This is a genomic window from Pseudomonas sp. 2822-15, assembly GCF_002742515.1.
GTDB lineage: Bacteria > Pseudomonadota > Gammaproteobacteria > Pseudomonadales > Pseudomonadaceae > Aquipseudomonas > Aquipseudomonas salomonii.
The window spans coordinates 82967-98147 of sequence record NZ_LJRY01000156.1 but is presented as its reverse complement, the minus strand read 5'-3'; the positions used below and the strand labels follow the sequence as shown (position 1 = coordinate 98147).

The following is a 15181-nucleotide window of genomic DNA, read 5'->3' as shown; positions in this document are numbered from 1 at the left end:
TCATCGTCGATCCAAAACAGGTAGGGGTTCTGGCAGGTTTCCATGGGCGTTTCTCTCTCCTTTGAGTAACTCAGGACGCAAGTATTGACGCTTTTTCGCGACTGCGTGGCGCCACTCGGCCAATAACGCACTGATATGTATGACTTCATATTTGTAGCAGGGTTATTAACGCAACCCGCCCCCGGCACGCATGGCGCCTTACCACCGGCCGTACGATAATGCCCCCCAAATCGACCACACTGGCCCATCCCCCGTGATCATCAACTTCGACCTCAACGACCTCCAAGCCTTCCGCGCCGTGGTAGACAAGGGCAGTTTTCGCGGCGCCGCCGAGGCCATCCGCATCTCGCAGCCGGCCCTCAGCCGACGTATCGAAAAGCTCGAATCCGCCCTCGACGTCAAGCTGTTCGAGCGCACCACGCGGCGGGTCAGCCTGACCATGGTCGGGCGTGCGTTCCTGCCTCAGGTGGAGCGCATTCTCGACGACCTCGACATCGCCTTGATGGGGATCAGCAACGTCGCCTCCACGCGCATGGGCAACGTCACCATCGCCTGTGTGCCGTCCACCGCGTATTACTTCATGCCCCACGTGATCTCCGAGTTCCACAAGCTGTACCCGAAGATTCGCCTGCGCGTGCTGGATGCCAGCGCCGGTGAGGTGTGCAATGCGGTGGAAAGCGGCGAGGCGGATTTCGGCGTGAGTTTCAGCGGCAGCCTGGCCGACGAGGTGGAGTTCGAGTTGCTGTTCCAGGAGCGCTATGTGCTGGCCTGCCGCCGTGACCATCTATTGGCCGAGCGCGACAGCGTGAGCTGGGCCGAGGCCTACGAGCACGACTACATCACCGTGGACAAAACCTCGGGCAACCGCTTCCTGCTGGACCAGGCGTTGCGCGGCGTGCGGGTGAAAAAACCGAGTATCTGCGAGACCCATCACGTGACCACCATGATCGGGCTGGTGGAGGCGGGGCTGGGCGTGGCGATGGTGCCGTCGATTGCGATGCCGGCGTGCGAACACCCTATTCTGGTGAGTGTGCCGCTGATCGAGCCGCAGGTGATGCGCCATGTGGGCTTGATAAAACGCCGCGGGCGGACATTGCCGCCAGCGGCGCTGGAGTTGGAGCGGTTGGTGCGCGAGATGCCGTTTCGGTCAGTGTGACACCGAGTCCAGGCCGGTGGATTGCACCACCGGTTGCGCTTCGGGCGAGGCCAGGAATTGCAACAATGCCTTGGCCTGCGCCGGGTGTTCGGCGTTGACCGGAATGCCCGCCGCAAAACGCGTCACCGATTGCACGTCTTCCGGGATCTTGCCCACGTACGTCACGCCCGGCACCGGCAACAATTCCGCCACCTGTTGCAGGCCCACCTCGTAATCACCCTTGGCGACCTTTTCGGCCACCGGGGTGCGCTCGACCATCGTGCCCTTGGCGGGCATGCCGAGCTTCTTGAACAGCTCCTTCTCGACATACACACCGCTGGCGCTGTCCGAATACGCCACGGACTTGGCTTTGCTCAGCACGGCCTTCAGCTCGGCATCGGTGCCGATCGCCGGTTTGGCCGCACCTTCTTTGACGACCAGGCCGATGCGCGAATCCGCCAGTTCCACGCGGGACGCAGGGTCGACCTTGCCTTGTTTGATCAAGTCGTCCAGGGCATAGCCGACCATGATCACCACGTCGGCGTGTTCGCCACGGGCCAGGCGGTTGGGGATCGCTTCCGGCGCCTTGCCCATCGACGGGCCGAGGATGGTGTCCAGGGTGTCGCCGCTGTGCTGGGCATATTGCGGGCCGAGCAGTTTATAGGCGGCGGTGAAACCGCCGGAGGTCATCACCTTGAGCTGTTCGGCCTGGGCCGTCAGTGCCAGGGCACCGAGGGCCAGGGCCGTCAGGGTTTTCAATAGCGTCTTCATTACACCGCCCCCTGCATGACCTGGCCGCGCGTGTTGGCACGACGGTACAGCGCCAGGGTCGAGCACAGCGCGCATGCCGCGGCAAACATCATCCAATAGGCCGGCGAGGCTTTGTCTTCGGTGATGTGAATGAACCACGTGGAGATCGCCGGTGTGAAGCCACCGAAGACCGCCGTTGCCAGGCTATAGGCCAGGGAGAAGCCCGCCACGCGCACTTCCACCGGCATGATTTCGGTCAGCGCCGGGATCATCGCGCCGTTGTACATGCCGTACAGGAACGAGAACCACAGCAGGGTTTCGAGCATATGCGCAAAACTCGGTGCGTTGACTACGAACGACAGCGCCGGGTAGGCGGTGATCACGGTCAGGGCGGTCATTGCGACCAGCACCGGCTTGCGGCCAAAGCGGTCGCTCAGGGTGCCGCCGATCGGCAGCCAGACAAAGTTCGACACGGCTACCAGCAAGGTCACCAGCAGGGCGTCGGAGGTGCTCAAGTGCAGAACGGTCTTGCCGAAGGTCGGCGCGTACACCGTGATCAGGTAGAACGCGGTGGTGGTCATGGCCACCATCAGCATGCCGCCGATCACCACGCTCCAGTTTTTCACCAGGGTTGCCAGCACTTCGCGCATGGTCGGGCGATGCTTGCGGTTGGCGAATTCTTCGGTTTCCTGCAAGTTGCGACGCAGCACGAAGATGAACGGGATGATCACGCAGCCGAGGGCGAACGGAATGCGCCAGCCCCAATCGGCCACGACCGACGGTTCCATCCACACATTCAGGCCGTAGCCCAGTGCGGCGGCCACCACGATGGAGATCTGTTGGCTGCCCGACTGCCAGCTGGTGTAGAAGCCTTTGCGGCCCGGCGTGGCCATTTCAGACAGGTACACCGACACGCCGCCCAGTTCTGCGCCAGCCGAGAAGCCTTGCAGCAGGCGGCCCAGCAGCACCAGCAACGGTGCCCACAGGCCAATGGTCTGATAGCCCGGCACGAGCACGATCAGCAGCGTACCGCTGGCCATGATCGACAGGGTCACGATCAAGCCTTTGCGACGACCGACGTCATCGATATAGGCACCCAGGATAATTGCGCCCAGAGGCCGCATCAGGAAGCCTGCACCGAACACGGCGAAGGTCATCATTAATGACGCAAACTCATTAGCGGCGGGGAAGAACGCGGCAGCGATGTAGGTGGCGTAGAAGCCGAACAGAAAGAAGTCGAACTGTTCGAGGAAGTTGCCCGAAGTAACGCGGAATACCGCACCCACTTTAGAGCGGGCAGAGTCGGGCCGGGAAGGGCTAGTCATGGTTTTGTGTCTCCAGCGTTCTTTTTAAAGTGCTTGTTTCGCTTAAGACCGCGGATAGTGGCTGACACATTTAGAAATGATAAGTGAGTAATTTGGATGGATTGATGCGTATTGGCTATCAATCGGCAAGTCCGCCAAAATCTCACTGCTGTTCTATGCTTCAGAAGTGACCAATTTCTTATGGAAGGGAGGTGCGTATGAGTGACGAGCACAAACGTCAGGACGAGCCGGAGCACGAGCAGGCCCGGCGGCAACGCGAAGAAGACAAGCCGCAGACCTGGAAACACCCGGACGACGGCACCGAGCTGTCCGAGCGCGATCAGGAGCGCCCGCTCAAGCCCTGAATCTCCAGGCAATGAGGATCAAACTGTGGGAGCTGGCTTGCCTGCGATAGCGGCGGGTCAGTCTCTACATCTGTGCCTGACACACCGCTATCGCAGGCAAGCCAGCTCCCACAATGTTTCTGTGCTCAGCCCACGATCGGCGTACACAGCTCCACCAGCGTGCCATCCGGGCAGCGCACATACGACACCACTTGCCCCCAGGGCTTGGTGCTCGGTGGCGACAGCTCCTTCGCGCCGTGCAGCAGTGCCTTGGCGTGGGCGACGAATACATCCTCGGTGACAAACCCCACTTCCATCCCCAGCGGCTGTCTAGAGGTGTGCGCCTCGACGTGCCCGCCGTCGAAGTTCATTTCGCCCAGTTCATGCGCAGCGAACGACAGCGTAGTGTCACCCGTTTCCAGCTCGCCATAAGTGCCGGATTCATGCAGGAAACGGCGACTGAAACCGAAGGCTGTTTCAAAGAAAGCCAGTGACGCGGCAACGTCAGGCACATAGATGATGGTGTAGGCGAATTTCAAGACAGGCACTCCTTGCTGAAAAGTAACCGGTCAAGGCACCAGCACGGCGACAGGCAAACCCACGCTATGGCTAAGCCAATAATGACCAGCACGATGGCGATCCTTTGACCTTCAAGCGCTGATTTATAGTCCCAAAGGCGCCGGATGAACAGTGTTCACATAGACGCAGCCCGCCGGGCTTTCTAAACTGCGGCTTGTCTTGGGGAAAGGGGCAGGCGCCGATGAATCGCAATGAATTACGCAAGGCCGACATCAACCTGATGGTGGTCTTCGAAGCACTGATGCTCGAGCGCAATGTGACGCGGGTGGCAGAGAAACTGTTTCTCGGCCAGCCAACCATCAGTTCGGCCCTCAACCGCTTGCGCACCTTGTTCAACGACCCGCTGTTTATTCGCGTCGGTCACCGCATGGAGCCCACCGCGCGGGCCGAAGAGATCATCCAGCACTTGTCGCCGGCCCTGGACTCATTGTCGTCGGCCTTGAGCCTGACCCACGATTTCGACCCGACCCAAAGCACCATGACCTTCCGCATCGGCCTGTCCGATGACGTCGAATTCGGCCTGCTGCCGCCGCTGTTGCGGGCCTTGCGCCAGGAAGCGCCGTTGGTGGTGTTCGTGGTGCAGCACGTCGATTACTGGCGCATCCCCGACCTGCTGGCTTCCGGCGATATCACCGTGGGCATCACCCAGACCCGCGGCCTGCCGGCCAATGCCAAGCGCAAGTTGTTGCGGCATATCCGCCCCTGCCTGTTGCGTGCCGATGCCTCGGACACACCGCTGACCCTCGATGAATATTGCGCGCGCCCTCATGTGCTGGTGTCTCACACTGCCAACGTGTCCGGGTTTGCCGATGAGTGGCTGGCCGAGATTGGTCGCAAGCGCCACGTGGTGCTGTCGGTGCCGCAATACAGTGCATTGCCGGCGCTGCTCGCCGGCACCGACATGATCGCCAGCCTGCCGGATTACACCGCCCATGCCATGGCCGCCGGCGGCAATCTGTTCTGTGAGCCGTTCCCGTTCGAAACCCCGACCCTGGACCTGTCCATGGTCTGGCTCAGCCACGTCGACACCGACCCTGCCGAACGCTGGATGCGTTCACGGCTGGAGGCGTTCATGAGTGAGCGCGACAGGTTGCCGGTCCTCACGGAAAAATCTTGAGATAAGCCTTCAAGGCGCTGTGTCCCGTGGAGTTAGTGATCGTGGCGTTCCGGGAAAATCCTTCGCTGCGAGAGCTGATCGAAATTTCAAATTGAAATCGGTCTGACTTCGTTCAACTGCATGCTATATGTAGGTTTCTTTTCAAGCCCACTCGGAGCTTTTCATGCCGCACCTGCACCTGGAATACACCGCCAACCTGACCGGCCTTGCCGTCGAGAAAACCCTGCTGCGCCTGAACAACGTGCTGATGGCGTCCGGGCAGTTCGGTTCAGAGTTCGATATCAAGAGCCGTGCAATCAAGGTCGAGAGTTTCCAGGTGGGCACCTCCCTCAGCCCGCGCGGTTTTATTGCGCTAAAGCTCTCGCTGCTCAGCGGGCGCTCACCTCAGGTCAAGCAGCAGTTGTCGGAAAGCCTGTTGGCGGCCCTGCAGGACGCCGCTGAGTGGCCGGCCGATTTGCAGGTTCAACTCAGTGTCCAGTTGCTGGACATGGATCGTGATTCCTACAGCAAAGTCGCAATCGGCTAAGGGTTACAACAAGCTCTGATCGGCGCACACCTTGACGATCTGCTCCCGAAACCAGGTATTGGCGCTGTCCTGGCCACTGGCTTCATTCCACTGCATGTCCAGGGTAAAACCCGGCAACCCGTTCGGCGCTTCGCAATGGCCGAACACGGTGGCCGGGGCCAGCAGCTTTTGCACGCGACGCGGCAGGGTGACGATAAAGTCGGTGCCGCTGATCATCTTCAAGGCGGCGCTGTAGCTGTTGGCACGCGCAATCACCTGGCGCTTGTGAGCCTGGCGTGCCAGCCAGCCGTCAATCATGTTGGTGTCGCAAGTCCAGGGCGTGGGGAACACGTGGCGTCGTTCGACAAACGATTGCAAGCTGAAGGCCGGCTCGCGCGGGCTCGAACGTTTATCGAACACGCACACCAAATCGTCTTCCAACAGCATCTGGGTCTTGAAGTCTTTGTGGGCGCGGTGAAGGTGCGGGCCGAAACAGATCACCAGGTCGAGGCGGCCTTCACGCAGGTCATTGGCGGGCATCTCGGTTTCAAGTTTTTGCACATTGACGCTCACCGGCAAGTCGGCTCGGTCGAAGTGCTTCAACAGGCGCGGCAAAATCAACTGATCGAAATATTCCGGGGCACAGACATTGAAGGTCACCGCCTGCTGCGTCGGATCGAAGGCCTGGCTGCCGGCATGGCACAGGTTGATACTTTCCAGGATCTTCTGCACGTGCCCGTACATGGTGGTGGCCTTGTACGTCGGGCGCATGCCGGCCCGCGTGTTGATAAACAGCTCATCCTCAAAACTGGTGCGCAGCTTCTTCAGGCTGTAGCTCACGGTTGACTGGCTCACGAACAGCGTCTCGGACACCTCGGTAACGCTGCTCTGGTCATAGACGGCGATAAACACCATCAAGTCCTGCATATCAAGCTTTCTGAGCAAGTTACTGTTTAGCATCGGTTTCGTCCGTAAACCCTTTGTACCGAACTCAGTACAAGACTGGCAAAAGCTTAACGGAACGGTCGTACCAATAGAAAGCGCTGTAGGGCGTTTCTATGTTGGGTGTGGGACATAAAATGTTGGCAATACGACGTCAGTGGATATGTCGGCTGTAATGCTTTGGGTTCAAGCGTGTGACGATCAGCACAGTGACCACCAGGCCACAGCAGGTCGAGGGGTTGCGGGCTGAAGATGACTGATCGTTCCCACGCTCCGCGTGGGAACGCAGCCCAGGACGCTCCGCGTCCCAAGAGCGGACGCGGAGCGTCCATTGAGGCATTCCCACGCGGAGCGTGGGAACGATCATCAGCTCCCACAGGGGACCGGTGGTGTCAGCTCGCGCGAATCACATGCTTGATCTCCTGAAACGCCGCCAACCCCCACGGCCCCAGTTCGCGGCCGATACTGCTCTGCTTGTAGCCGCCCCATGCCGTTTGCGGGAAGATCACTTGCGGTGCGTTGATCCACACCAGGCCCGCCTGCAAGGCATTGGCCACGCGTTCGGCGGTTTCAATGTTGGCGCTCACCACACTGGCGACCAGGCCGAAGTCGCTGTCGTTGGCCAGGGCAATGGCCTCGGCCTCGGTGGCAAAACGTCGTACGCACAGAACCGGACCAAAGATCTCTTCGTTCCACAAGGCGCTGCCCGGCGGCACGTCGGTAAACACCGTCGGGCGAATGAAAAAGCCTTTTTCCAGGCCCTCCGGGCGAGCGCCGCCGCACAACAACCGCGCGCCCTCATCGATGCCGCGCTGGATATGCCCCAGCACCCGCTGATACTGCGCATGGTTGATCAGCGCGCCCATCTCTACATCCTTGGCAAACGGGTCCGCCACGCGAATCCCTTCAGCCCGTGCCTGCAAACGCTGCAGGAATTCATCCGCCAGGTTGTCGGCCACCAACACGCGACTGGTGGCCGAACAGATCTGCCCTGCGTTGAAAAAGCCACCGCCACAGGCCAGTTCCACTGCCAGGTCGAGGTCTGCATCGGCAAGCACCAGCAACGAGGATTTGCCGCCCAGTTCCAGGCTCACACCCTTAATGGTTTCGGCGGCGCGCTGCATCACCTGCACGCCCACCGCATTGCTGCCCGTAAAGGAAATTTTCGCCACGCGACGGTCCGCAGCCAGCGGCGCACCGACCGCCAGCCCCGTGCCACACACCAGGTTAAACACACCCGCCGGGAAGCCGGCCTCAGCAATAATCCGCGCCAATCGCAACTCCGCCAGGGGCGTGACTTCCGACGGCTTAAGCACCACGCAGCAACCGGCCGCCAATGCGGGGGCAAGCTTCCAGGCGGTGGTCACCATCGGGAAATTCCACGGCACAATCAGGCCCACCACGCCGCAGGGTTCGCGGCGCAGGCGTGCGCTGAAATCGTCGCTGGGCAAGGCCACCGGGCTGTCTTGTCCTGCGTCCATCGCATCGCAGATACCCGCGTAGTACTCGAAGGTGGCGATCACGTCATCCACATCGATACCCGCTTCAAACAGCGGCTTGCCGTTGTTGCTCGACTGCAACTGCATCAGCTGTTCACGCTGCTTACTAACACCTTGGGCGACCTTGCGCAGCAGGGCGCCGCGATCACGGCCGCTGCTGTTCGACCAATCGACAAAAGCCGCGCTGGCCGCGTCGACCGCCAATTGTACTGCCGAGGCATCGCCCACGCTGACGTGGGCCAAGGTCGCTTCGGTGGCCGGGTTGATCACCTCCAGCACTTCATGGCCCGGGTACCATTGGCCATTGATAAACACGCCGTTCAAGATTGCGCTCATACCGCCACCTCTTGCATCCAAAGCCCTTGGTTGATTTCAATCAGTGTCGGCCCCTGGCGATCTGCGGCGGCGCGCAACGCGCTGCGCAAAGGTTCGAGGCCCTGGACACTTTCCGCGGCGCAACCCAAGGCCTTGGCGACGCCGATAAAGTCCGGGGTGTAGATGTCCACACCGACCGGCTCGATGGCGCGGTTGAGCATGTATTTCTTGATCTCTTCATAGCCCTGGTTATTCCACAGCAGCACGATGACCGGCACCTGCGCCTCTACCGCGCTGGCCAGTTCCGGCAGGGAAAATTGCAGGCCGCCGTCGCCGATCAGGCACACCACCGGCTGGCCGTCACCTCGGCCCAGCCAGGCACCGATGGCGGCGGGCAGGGCGTAACCCAAGGTGCCGTAGCCGGTGGACGAGTTGAACCAGCGGCGTGGGTGGTCAAGGTTCAGGGTCAGGTTGCCGCTGTACACCGGCTGGGTGGAGTCGCCCACCAGCACGGCGTTGGGCAGCGCTTGCAGCACGGTGTTGAGGAACAGGGTTTGTGCGCGGGTGGCCGCGTCCCAGGTGGGCGTCAAGTCGGCCCACAAGCGGGCTACTCGTTGGCTGCCCCAGCTACTGTCGCGTGCAGCCAGCGGCGTGTTATTCAATTCGGTGAGCAAGGCTTCGGCGGCCATCTGCGCATCGGCCACCAGTGCCAGGTGCGGCGGGTAATTGCGTACGGTCTGGTCGGCGTCGATGTCGACCCGCAACAGTGCGCCGGGGATCAGGAAGCCACCGGCGAAGGTCACGTCGTAGTCGGTTTCCGCCAGTTCTGTGCCGATGGCCAGCACCACGTCGGCTTCTGCAACCAGCGCACGGGTGGCGACCAGGGTTTGCGTCGAGCCGATCAGCAGCGGGTGCGTTGATGGCAACATGCCTTTGGCATTGATGGTCAGTGCCACCGGCGCGCCGAGGGTTTCAGCCAGGCGCGTCAGCTCTGGCGCGGCATCGATGGCACCGCCACCGGCCAGAATCAGCGGGCGTTTGGCTGCTGCGAGCAACTGGCTCATCTGCTTGACTGCCGACGGCGCTGCGCCTGCGCGGGCGACGCTGACCGGCAGGCTGGTGAGCAATGCATCGGCATTTTCCACCAGCACATCCAGCGGGATCTCGATATGCACCGGGCGCGGTCGCCCCGCCTGGAATAACGCAAACGCCCGCGCCAACACGCCAGGCAACTCGGCCGCCGACATCAAGGTATGGGAGAACGCCGCCACGCCGGCGATCATCGCGCTCTGGTTCGGCAGCTCATGCAATTTGCCGCGCCCGCCGCCCAATTGGCTGCGCGACTGCACGCTGGAAATCACCAGCATCGGGATCGAGTCGGCATAGGCCTGGCCCATGGCGGTGGTGATATTGGTCATGCCCGGGCCGGTGATGATGAAGCACACGCCAGGTTTGCCGCGGGTGCGCGCATACCCGTCGGCCATGAACCCGGCGCCCTGTTCGTGGCGCGGGGTGACGTGGCGGATACTGGAACGCGCCAGGCCGCGATACAGTTCAACGGTGTGTACGCCGGGAATACCGAACACCTGGTCCACGCCGTAGCTTTCCAGGAGGTTGACCAATACTTCGCCGCAGGTCGCCATACATGTCGCTCTTGTTATGGATTCGAGGCGCTATTGGAGCGGCTGGCCCATAGCGGCAACAATCGATAAAAAGTCATACTAGCCATGTCCTCACGTCATGGCTTATCCCGATGAAACGCCTTCCACCCCTGCCCGCGCTGCACACGTTTTGGGTCACCGCCCAGTGTTGCAATTTCACCCGCGCCGCCGAACAACTGCACATCACCCAAGGCGCGGTGAGCCGTCAGATTGCCGGGCTGGAAAGCCATCTGGGTTACGCCCTGTTTCAGCGCCAGGCGCGCGGCTTGAGCCTGACCGAAGAAGGCCGCGAATGGTCGTTGCGTGCCCAGCAAGTATTCGGCCTGATCGGTGATGCGGTGGAGCAGATCGGCAGCCGCCGCGCGACCCTGCAACTCAAGGCTTCCACCTGTGTGATGCGCTGGCTGCTGCCGCGCCTGCTGCAGTGGCAAAAGGAGCGCCCGGATGTGCCGGTTGAGCTGACTACCACCGTGGCCTACACCGTGGATTTTCGCCGTGAGCAATTTGACGCGGCGGTGATCTATGCGCCCATCGCCGAGCAGTCGGCCGAGGCTCGGCACCTGTTTGATGAGCAACTCACACCCGTCTGCGCACCGGCGTTGCTCGGCGGTCTGCACACCCCGGCAGACTTGCAACAACAGGTGCTGCTGCACCCCACGCGGGACGAGCGGGATTGGGCATTGTGGTTAAAGGCGGCGAATACGCGGCTGAGCAACCTGGCTACGGGGCATCATTTCGAAACGCTGGACCTGGCCATGACGGTAGCGTCCCAGGGCTCGGGCGTGGCGATAGGCGACAGTGCGTTGATGGGCGAGGATGTGAAAGCCGGGCGATTGGCGACGCCGTTTGAACTGCGGGTGCCGACGGGAATGGGCTATTACCTGGTGTACCCGCCGGGCACTGAGCCTTCGGCTGGGCTGCAAGCCTTGATGGCGTGGCTGGTGAGCGAGGCCCACCAGTCACGGCACTGAAGATCTAACTATGAGAACCAGGCATGTGTGGGAGCTGGCTTGCCTGCGATGGCATCAGCTCGGTTTAACAGATAGACCAAGTTGCCCGCATCGCAGGCAAGCCAGCTCCCACACATGCCAGTTCCCTCAGGGTCAGTAACCGACGGTGAAGCGTTGACGCGAGTGCTTCGGTGTTTCCACTTCGTCGATCAGGGCGATGGCGAAGTCGGCAAAACTGATCCAGCTACGGCCCTCGGCGCTCACCAGCAGATCATCCTGGCCCAGACGGAATTTGCCGGTGCGCTCGGTTTCAACAAACTCTGCCGACGGTGACAGGAAGGTCCAATCCAGTTCTTTTTCCTGACGCAGCACGTCGAGAAACTCGGCACCGGCGCTGGCTTCGGCTTTGTATTCAGCCGGGAAACCCTCGCTGTCGATCACGCGGCTGCCACCTGGCAACAATAACGAGCCCGCACCGCCCACCACCAGCAGGCGTTTCACACCGGCCTTTTTAACCGGGCCGATCACAGCGCTGGCGGGCAGGGTGGCGAAGTGCGCCGCACTGATCACCACGTCGTGGCCGCTCACCGCTTGCTGCAAGGCAGCCGCATCAAGGGCGTCGACTTTTTTAACGCTAAGGCCTGGGCGTGCAGCCAGCGTGTCGGTGTTACGCGCAATGGCCGTAACGGTATGCCCACGACGCAGCGCTTCTTCCAGCAGTTGGCTACCGGCACGGCCGGTGGCACCAATGATTGCAATCTTGCTCATGACGTTCTCCAGTACGTTAGGGTTTAAAAACCATTCACCATTTCATTTCGCCCTTGGCAACTTTGGCACCCAGTTCCAGGCTGCTTTCGTCTTCAAGGTTGGGGTAGCGCTTTTTCATCGCCGCGATCAGTGCAGCGGAGTCCTTGGCCTTGGCGGTCTCGATATCGAAGGCCTTGATGTAGTCGGCGGTGAAGGCCACGGACTGCACGGTCGGTGTGCCCAGGTAGTGGCCCGGGATCACGGTGGTGGGCTTGAGGTCCTGGATACGTTGCAAGGTGGCCAGCCAATCGGTGTGGGATTTGGCGGTTTGCGTGTCGGCCATCCACACGTGGGTGTTTTCAAACACCACGACGCCACCGACGACCGCCTTGATCGACGGGATCCACACAAAGGTGCGCTCCGGCTGCGGACCGTCCAGGCCGATCACTTCCAGGCTTTTGCCTTCCAGCGTCAGGGTATGGCCCTGCAACACCTGCGGGATCACGGCTTTGCTTGGCTTGTCGGCGCCGAGTTTCGGGCTCCAGAATGCGATTTTTTGCTCGACGGTGGCCTTGATATGGTCCACCACCGGCTGGGTCGCCAGCACTTTGGCGTCGGGGAACGCGGCGGTCAGGGTGTCGAGGCCGAAGTAGAAGTCCGGGTCGCCGTCGCTGACGTAGATGGTGGTGAGGTGTTTGCCGCTGCTGCGGATTTTCTGCACCAGTTGCTCGGCTTGGGCCTTGCCGAATTGGGCGTTGACCAGGATAAGGTCTTTTTCACCGCTGACCAGCACCGAGCTGACCGGCATCATGGCCGAGGTGCCTGGGTTGTAGGCGTCCAGCTTCAGGTCGGCAGCCGCAGCATGGGCAGCGAACGCCAGAGCGGCCGAAGCCAGGGCAAATCGTTTAAGTACCGAGATCATGTGCAGCTCCAGCAGCAGGTAAGTGATGCACAGAGCTTAGTTGCACCAAACACAACAAAAAATGCGATGCTTGGACATAGTTTGTTTCTAAAAGCGTGCAAATCATGGATCGTCTTCAAGCAATGCGGGTGTTTGTCACGGTAGTTGACCTGGGCAGCCAGTCCGCCGCCGCCGATCAGTTGGACCTGTCGCGGCCGGTGGTCTCGCGCTATCTGGCTGAACTTGAGGATTGGGTCGGAGCGCGCCTGATGCATCGCACCACGCGCAAGCTCAGCCTCACCGCCGCCGGCAGTGAAACCCTGCCGCGCTGTCGGCAAATGCTCGAGCTGTGCAATGACATGCAGGCGGCCGTCAGTGAGCCGGATGAAGCGCCGCGCGGCCAGTTGCGCCTGAGTGTCAGCAGCTCATTCGGCCAGGCGCAGTTGGCGGAGGCCGTGGCCGAATTCGTCAAGCGCTTCCCGTTGGTCAGCATTGACCTGCAGATGCTCGACCGCACAGTGAACCTGGTGGATGAGCGCATCGATTTGGCCATCCGCACCAGCTTTGAACTGGACCCCAACCTGATCGCACGCAAGCTCACGCTGTGCCGTTCGGTGATCTGCGCGTCACCGGCGTACCTGCTGGAACACCCGCAGCCTCGGCAAGTCCACGACTTGGCCGAACACAACTGCCTGACCCACTCCTATTTCGGCAAAAGCCTGTGGCACTTCACCGAGAACGGCGAGCCGGTTTCGGTGGCGGTTCAGGGCAATATCACCGCCAACGAGGCCACCACACTGTTGCGTGTGACGCTGGCGGGCGCGGGTGTGGCGCGTTTGCCCAGTTATCAGGCGGGGGACTACATCCGCAGTGGCGAATTGACCCGGCTGCTGCCCGAAGCCGAGCCGCAGCAAATGAACGTCTACGCCGTGTATGCCTCGCGTAAACACATGCCGTTGGCGCTGCGCAGCCTGCTGGATTTTCTGGTGCTGCGGTTCCCGGAAGAGCCGGTGTGGGATATCGGTCTGTAAAGCCGACATAAAGATGTTGAATGACGCCCAATAATGGCAACTCGCCCTGACTGACCTATGCTTTAAACAGCACCGAGTCGATCTATTCAGAGGTGTGCCATGACCCTAAAAATTAGAAAGTACCTGATGATTTTCATCCTGTCCGCGTTGGCCACCGCGCTGTACGGCACGGCTGCCTACCGGGTTGAACAGACCCGCATGCAGCCGACCTTCGCGATCAGCTGCCACCAGGATCTGTGTGTGCCGCGTACCGGCAGTTTCAGCGCGCTCAGATGATCGTTCCCACGCTCCCCGTGGGATGATCGTTCCCACGCTCCGCGTGGGAATGCAGCCCAGGACGCTCCGCGTCCCGCATCAATCGGCCTTCAACTGCTCGCGAAACGCCTTGGGCGAAAACCCCACCCGCCGGCGGAACAGCCGGGAGAAGTTGGTCGGGTCGGAAAACCCCAACACCTCCGACATCTCATTGATGGTCATGCTGGTATAGGTCAGCAGGCGCTTGGCCTCCAGCAACTGGCGGTCATGCATGATCTGCAAGGCAGGCTGCCCACCCAGTTCCCGACACGTGCCGTTCAGGTGTGAGACCGAGATACCCAGCTTGTGGGCCAGGTCTTCAATCTTCGGGTGCTCGCGGTAATGTTGCTCGACCAACTGCGTGAAGCGCCGGAAATATTCACGCCCGCGCGGCGCGCGCGGATGGCGGCGCTGGATCGCCTGGCGGCTGATCCACACCAGCAGCACGCTGACCAGGGCGTGCATCATCATGTCGCGGGCCGGTTGTTCATCGGCGTACTCGTCCTGCAGGCGCGCGAACAGGCTGTTGAGATAGTCGCTGTCCTTGCCGGCCGGGTAGTTGCCCAGGGCTTGCAAACCGTCCACCGTTGCGCCCAGCTGGGTCTGCAAATGGCTGACCAGCGGCGCGGCCAGCGTCACGATAAAACCTTCCACATCTTCAGAAAACCGAAACCCGTGCACACACAAAGGCGGCAACACCTGCAAGGTGGCTTCGCTGAGTGTGGTGCGCTGGCCTTCAATTTCCAGTTGCGCCTGGCCCCTGTGTACGTACAGCAACTGGCACAGATCCGCGTGCCGGTGGGGTTGGATTTCCCACTGGTATTCCCGGCTCCGTCGGGAAATGGTTTCGCAGTGCAACAAATCCGGGGTCGGCCATTGCTGGCTTTCTCCGTAAAGCTTGAAGACCGGAATCGCGGTACTGGCAGTTTTGGTCATGGTTTAAATCCGATACTCAGGATAGTGGTGCGGTAATCGCCCCAATTGGCAAAAAGCGCAGGCTTTGTCTCAGTTTTCACCTTCTTATGGCGGCCACTCAAGTGAAAAATGATCAGCAACAACATGAATGACAACTCTTTCACCCTATCCGTTCGGGTGAAGCTTGCGGGC

General features: G+C 61.0%; 17 protein-coding genes. 7 read left to right on the top strand and 10 right to left on the bottom strand.

Translation table 11 applies throughout. The features are described from left to right. The first annotated feature begins 253 nt into the window (after positions 1 to 253). Positions 254 to 1156, top strand: a complete 903-nt coding sequence (locus AOA59_RS02055) for a LysR family transcriptional regulator (protein WP_065929290.1) — start codon at positions 254 to 256, stop codon at positions 1154 to 1156. On the opposite strand, the gene AOA59_RS02050 is transcribed toward AOA59_RS02055, so the two are convergent. Further along, positions 1148 to 1906: a substrate-binding domain-containing protein gene (locus tag AOA59_RS02050; protein WP_099485685.1), complete on the bottom strand. Its 759-nt coding sequence runs from the start codon at positions 1904 to 1906 to the stop codon at positions 1148 to 1150. The genes AOA59_RS02055 and AOA59_RS02050 overlap by 9 nt on opposite strands. After that, the gene (locus tag AOA59_RS02045) at positions 1906 to 3210 is read right to left on the bottom strand and encodes an MFS transporter (protein ID WP_065929136.1); all 1305 of its coding nucleotides are present in this window, start codon (positions 3208 to 3210) and stop codon (positions 1906 to 1908) included. Before AOA59_RS02045 ends, AOA59_RS02050 begins: the two co-directional genes overlap by 1 nt. A gap of 197 nt (positions 3211 to 3407) precedes the next feature. Between AOA59_RS02045 and AOA59_RS32610 the strand changes: the two genes are divergently transcribed. After that, entirely contained in the window at positions 3408 to 3554 is a 147-nt protein-coding gene (locus AOA59_RS32610) for a hypothetical protein (RefSeq protein WP_178076229.1), read from the top strand. A gap of 125 nt (positions 3555 to 3679) precedes the next feature. Here the strand turns inward: AOA59_RS32610 and AOA59_RS02040 are convergent, their stop codons facing one another. Then, the gene (locus tag AOA59_RS02040) at positions 3680 to 4072 is read right to left on the bottom strand and encodes a VOC family protein (protein ID WP_065929137.1); all 393 of its coding nucleotides are present in this window, start codon (positions 4070 to 4072) and stop codon (positions 3680 to 3682) included. Between the two features lie 221 nt (positions 4073 to 4293). On the opposite strand from AOA59_RS02040, the gene AOA59_RS02035 reads away from it, so the two are divergent. Then, on the top strand, positions 4294 to 5229 hold the full coding sequence (locus AOA59_RS02035; RefSeq protein WP_099485683.1) for a LysR substrate-binding domain-containing protein: 936 nt from the start codon (positions 4294 to 4296) through the stop codon (positions 5227 to 5229). A gap of 163 nt (positions 5230 to 5392) precedes the next feature. After that, positions 5393 to 5755: a 5-carboxymethyl-2-hydroxymuconate Delta-isomerase gene (locus tag AOA59_RS02030; protein WP_058419580.1), complete on the top strand. Its 363-nt coding sequence runs from the start codon at positions 5393 to 5395 to the stop codon at positions 5753 to 5755. 3 nt (positions 5756 to 5758) lie between these two features. On the opposite strand, the gene AOA59_RS02025 is transcribed toward AOA59_RS02030, so the two are convergent. The 3 genes from AOA59_RS02025 to AOA59_RS02010 all read right to left on the bottom strand — a co-directional run bounded on the left by AOA59_RS02025 (position 5759) and on the right by AOA59_RS02010 (position 10133). After that, complete coding sequence (locus tag AOA59_RS02025) at positions 5759 to 6694, bottom strand: LysR family transcriptional regulator (RefSeq protein ID WP_099485681.1); 936 nt, start codon at positions 6692 to 6694, stop codon at positions 5759 to 5761. A 374-nt stretch (positions 6695 to 7068) separates the two neighbouring features. Next, on the bottom strand, positions 7069 to 8511 hold the full coding sequence (locus tag AOA59_RS02015; RefSeq protein ID WP_099485678.1) for an aldehyde dehydrogenase family protein: 1443 nt from the start codon (positions 8509 to 8511) through the stop codon (positions 7069 to 7071). Beyond that, complete coding sequence (locus tag AOA59_RS02010; RefSeq protein ID WP_099485676.1) at positions 8508 to 10133, bottom strand: 5-guanidino-2-oxopentanoate decarboxylase; 1626 nt, start codon at positions 10131 to 10133, stop codon at positions 8508 to 8510. Before AOA59_RS02010 ends, AOA59_RS02015 begins: the two co-directional genes overlap by 4 nt. A gap of 110 nt (positions 10134 to 10243) precedes the next feature. Between AOA59_RS02010 and AOA59_RS02005 the strand changes: the two genes are divergently transcribed. Further along, a complete protein-coding gene (locus AOA59_RS02005) occupies positions 10244 to 11122 on the top strand; it encodes a LysR substrate-binding domain-containing protein (protein WP_099485674.1) in 879 nt (292 codons plus the stop codon). A 132-nt stretch (positions 11123 to 11254) separates the two neighbouring features. On the opposite strand, the gene AOA59_RS02000 is transcribed toward AOA59_RS02005, so the two are convergent. After that, positions 11255 to 11869: an NAD(P)-dependent oxidoreductase gene (locus tag AOA59_RS02000; RefSeq protein WP_058419585.1), complete on the bottom strand. Its 615-nt coding sequence runs from the start codon at positions 11867 to 11869 to the stop codon at positions 11255 to 11257. Between the two features lie 34 nt (positions 11870 to 11903). Continuing rightward, the gene (locus tag AOA59_RS01995; protein WP_099485672.1) at positions 11904 to 12770 is read right to left on the bottom strand and encodes an MBL fold metallo-hydrolase; all 867 of its coding nucleotides are present in this window, start codon (positions 12768 to 12770) and stop codon (positions 11904 to 11906) included. Between the two features lie 104 nt (positions 12771 to 12874). Between AOA59_RS01995 and AOA59_RS01990 the strand changes: the two genes are divergently transcribed. After that, positions 12875 to 13780: a LysR family transcriptional regulator gene (locus AOA59_RS01990; RefSeq protein ID WP_056857325.1), complete on the top strand. Its 906-nt coding sequence runs from the start codon at positions 12875 to 12877 to the stop codon at positions 13778 to 13780. Between the two features lie 99 nt (positions 13781 to 13879). Then, positions 13880 to 14056: a hypothetical protein gene (locus tag AOA59_RS32605; RefSeq protein WP_167353682.1), complete on the top strand. Its 177-nt coding sequence runs from the start codon at positions 13880 to 13882 to the stop codon at positions 14054 to 14056. 78 nt (positions 14057 to 14134) lie between these two features. Here the strand turns inward: AOA59_RS32605 and AOA59_RS01985 are convergent, their stop codons facing one another. Together AOA59_RS01985 and AOA59_RS33085 are read right to left on the bottom strand one after the other, a co-directional pair. Beyond that, positions 14135 to 15010, bottom strand: coding sequence for a helix-turn-helix domain-containing protein (locus tag AOA59_RS01985; protein WP_065929145.1), 876 nt, complete (start codon positions 15008 to 15010; stop codon positions 14135 to 14137). After that, the gene (locus tag AOA59_RS33085) at positions 15007 to 15135 is read right to left on the bottom strand and encodes a hypothetical protein (protein WP_256593020.1); all 129 of its coding nucleotides are present in this window, start codon (positions 15133 to 15135) and stop codon (positions 15007 to 15009) included. The genes AOA59_RS01985 and AOA59_RS33085 overlap by 4 nt, the downstream gene beginning before the upstream one ends. Between the last annotated feature and the right edge of the window lie 46 nt (positions 15136 to 15181).

Bases quoted from the DNA above. Each gene is read 5' to 3' on its own strand.
- AOA59_RS02050 (WP_099485685.1), bottom strand. From the start codon at position 1,906: ATGAAGACGCTATTGAAAACCCTGACGGCCCTGGCCCTCGGTGCCCTG.
- AOA59_RS02045 (WP_065929136.1), bottom strand. From the start codon at position 3,210: ATGACTAGCCCTTCCCGGCCCGACTCTGCCCGCTCTAAAGTGGGTGCG.
- AOA59_RS32610 (WP_178076229.1), top strand. From the start codon at position 3,408: ATGAGTGACGAGCACAAACGTCAGGACGAGCCGGAGCACGAGCAGGCC.
- AOA59_RS02035 (WP_099485683.1), top strand. From the start codon at position 4,294: ATGAATCGCAATGAATTACGCAAGGCCGACATCAACCTGATGGTGGTC.
- AOA59_RS02030 (WP_058419580.1), top strand. From the start codon at position 5,393: ATGCCGCACCTGCACCTGGAATACACCGCCAACCTGACCGGCCTTGCC.
- AOA59_RS02025 (WP_099485681.1), bottom strand. From the start codon at position 6,694: ATGCTAAACAGTAACTTGCTCAGAAAGCTTGATATGCAGGACTTGATG.
- AOA59_RS02015 (WP_099485678.1), bottom strand. From the start codon at position 8,511: ATGAGCGCAATCTTGAACGGCGTGTTTATCAATGGCCAATGGTACCCG.
- AOA59_RS02010 (WP_099485676.1), bottom strand. From the start codon at position 10,133: ATGGCGACCTGCGGCGAAGTATTGGTCAACCTCCTGGAAAGCTACGGC.
- AOA59_RS02005 (WP_099485674.1), top strand. From the start codon at position 10,244: ATGAAACGCCTTCCACCCCTGCCCGCGCTGCACACGTTTTGGGTCACC.
- AOA59_RS02000 (WP_058419585.1), bottom strand. From the start codon at position 11,869: ATGAGCAAGATTGCAATCATTGGTGCCACCGGCCGTGCCGGTAGCCAA.
- AOA59_RS01995 (WP_099485672.1), bottom strand. From the start codon at position 12,770: ATGATCTCGGTACTTAAACGATTTGCCCTGGCTTCGGCCGCTCTGGCG.
- AOA59_RS01990 (WP_056857325.1), top strand. From the start codon at position 12,875: ATGGATCGTCTTCAAGCAATGCGGGTGTTTGTCACGGTAGTTGACCTG.
- AOA59_RS32605 (WP_167353682.1), top strand. From the start codon at position 13,880: ATGACCCTAAAAATTAGAAAGTACCTGATGATTTTCATCCTGTCCGCG.
- AOA59_RS01985 (WP_065929145.1), bottom strand. From the start codon at position 15,010: ATGACCAAAACTGCCAGTACCGCGATTCCGGTCTTCAAGCTTTACGGA.
- AOA59_RS33085 (WP_256593020.1), bottom strand. From the start codon at position 15,135: ATGTTGTTGCTGATCATTTTTCACTTGAGTGGCCGCCATAAGAAGGTG.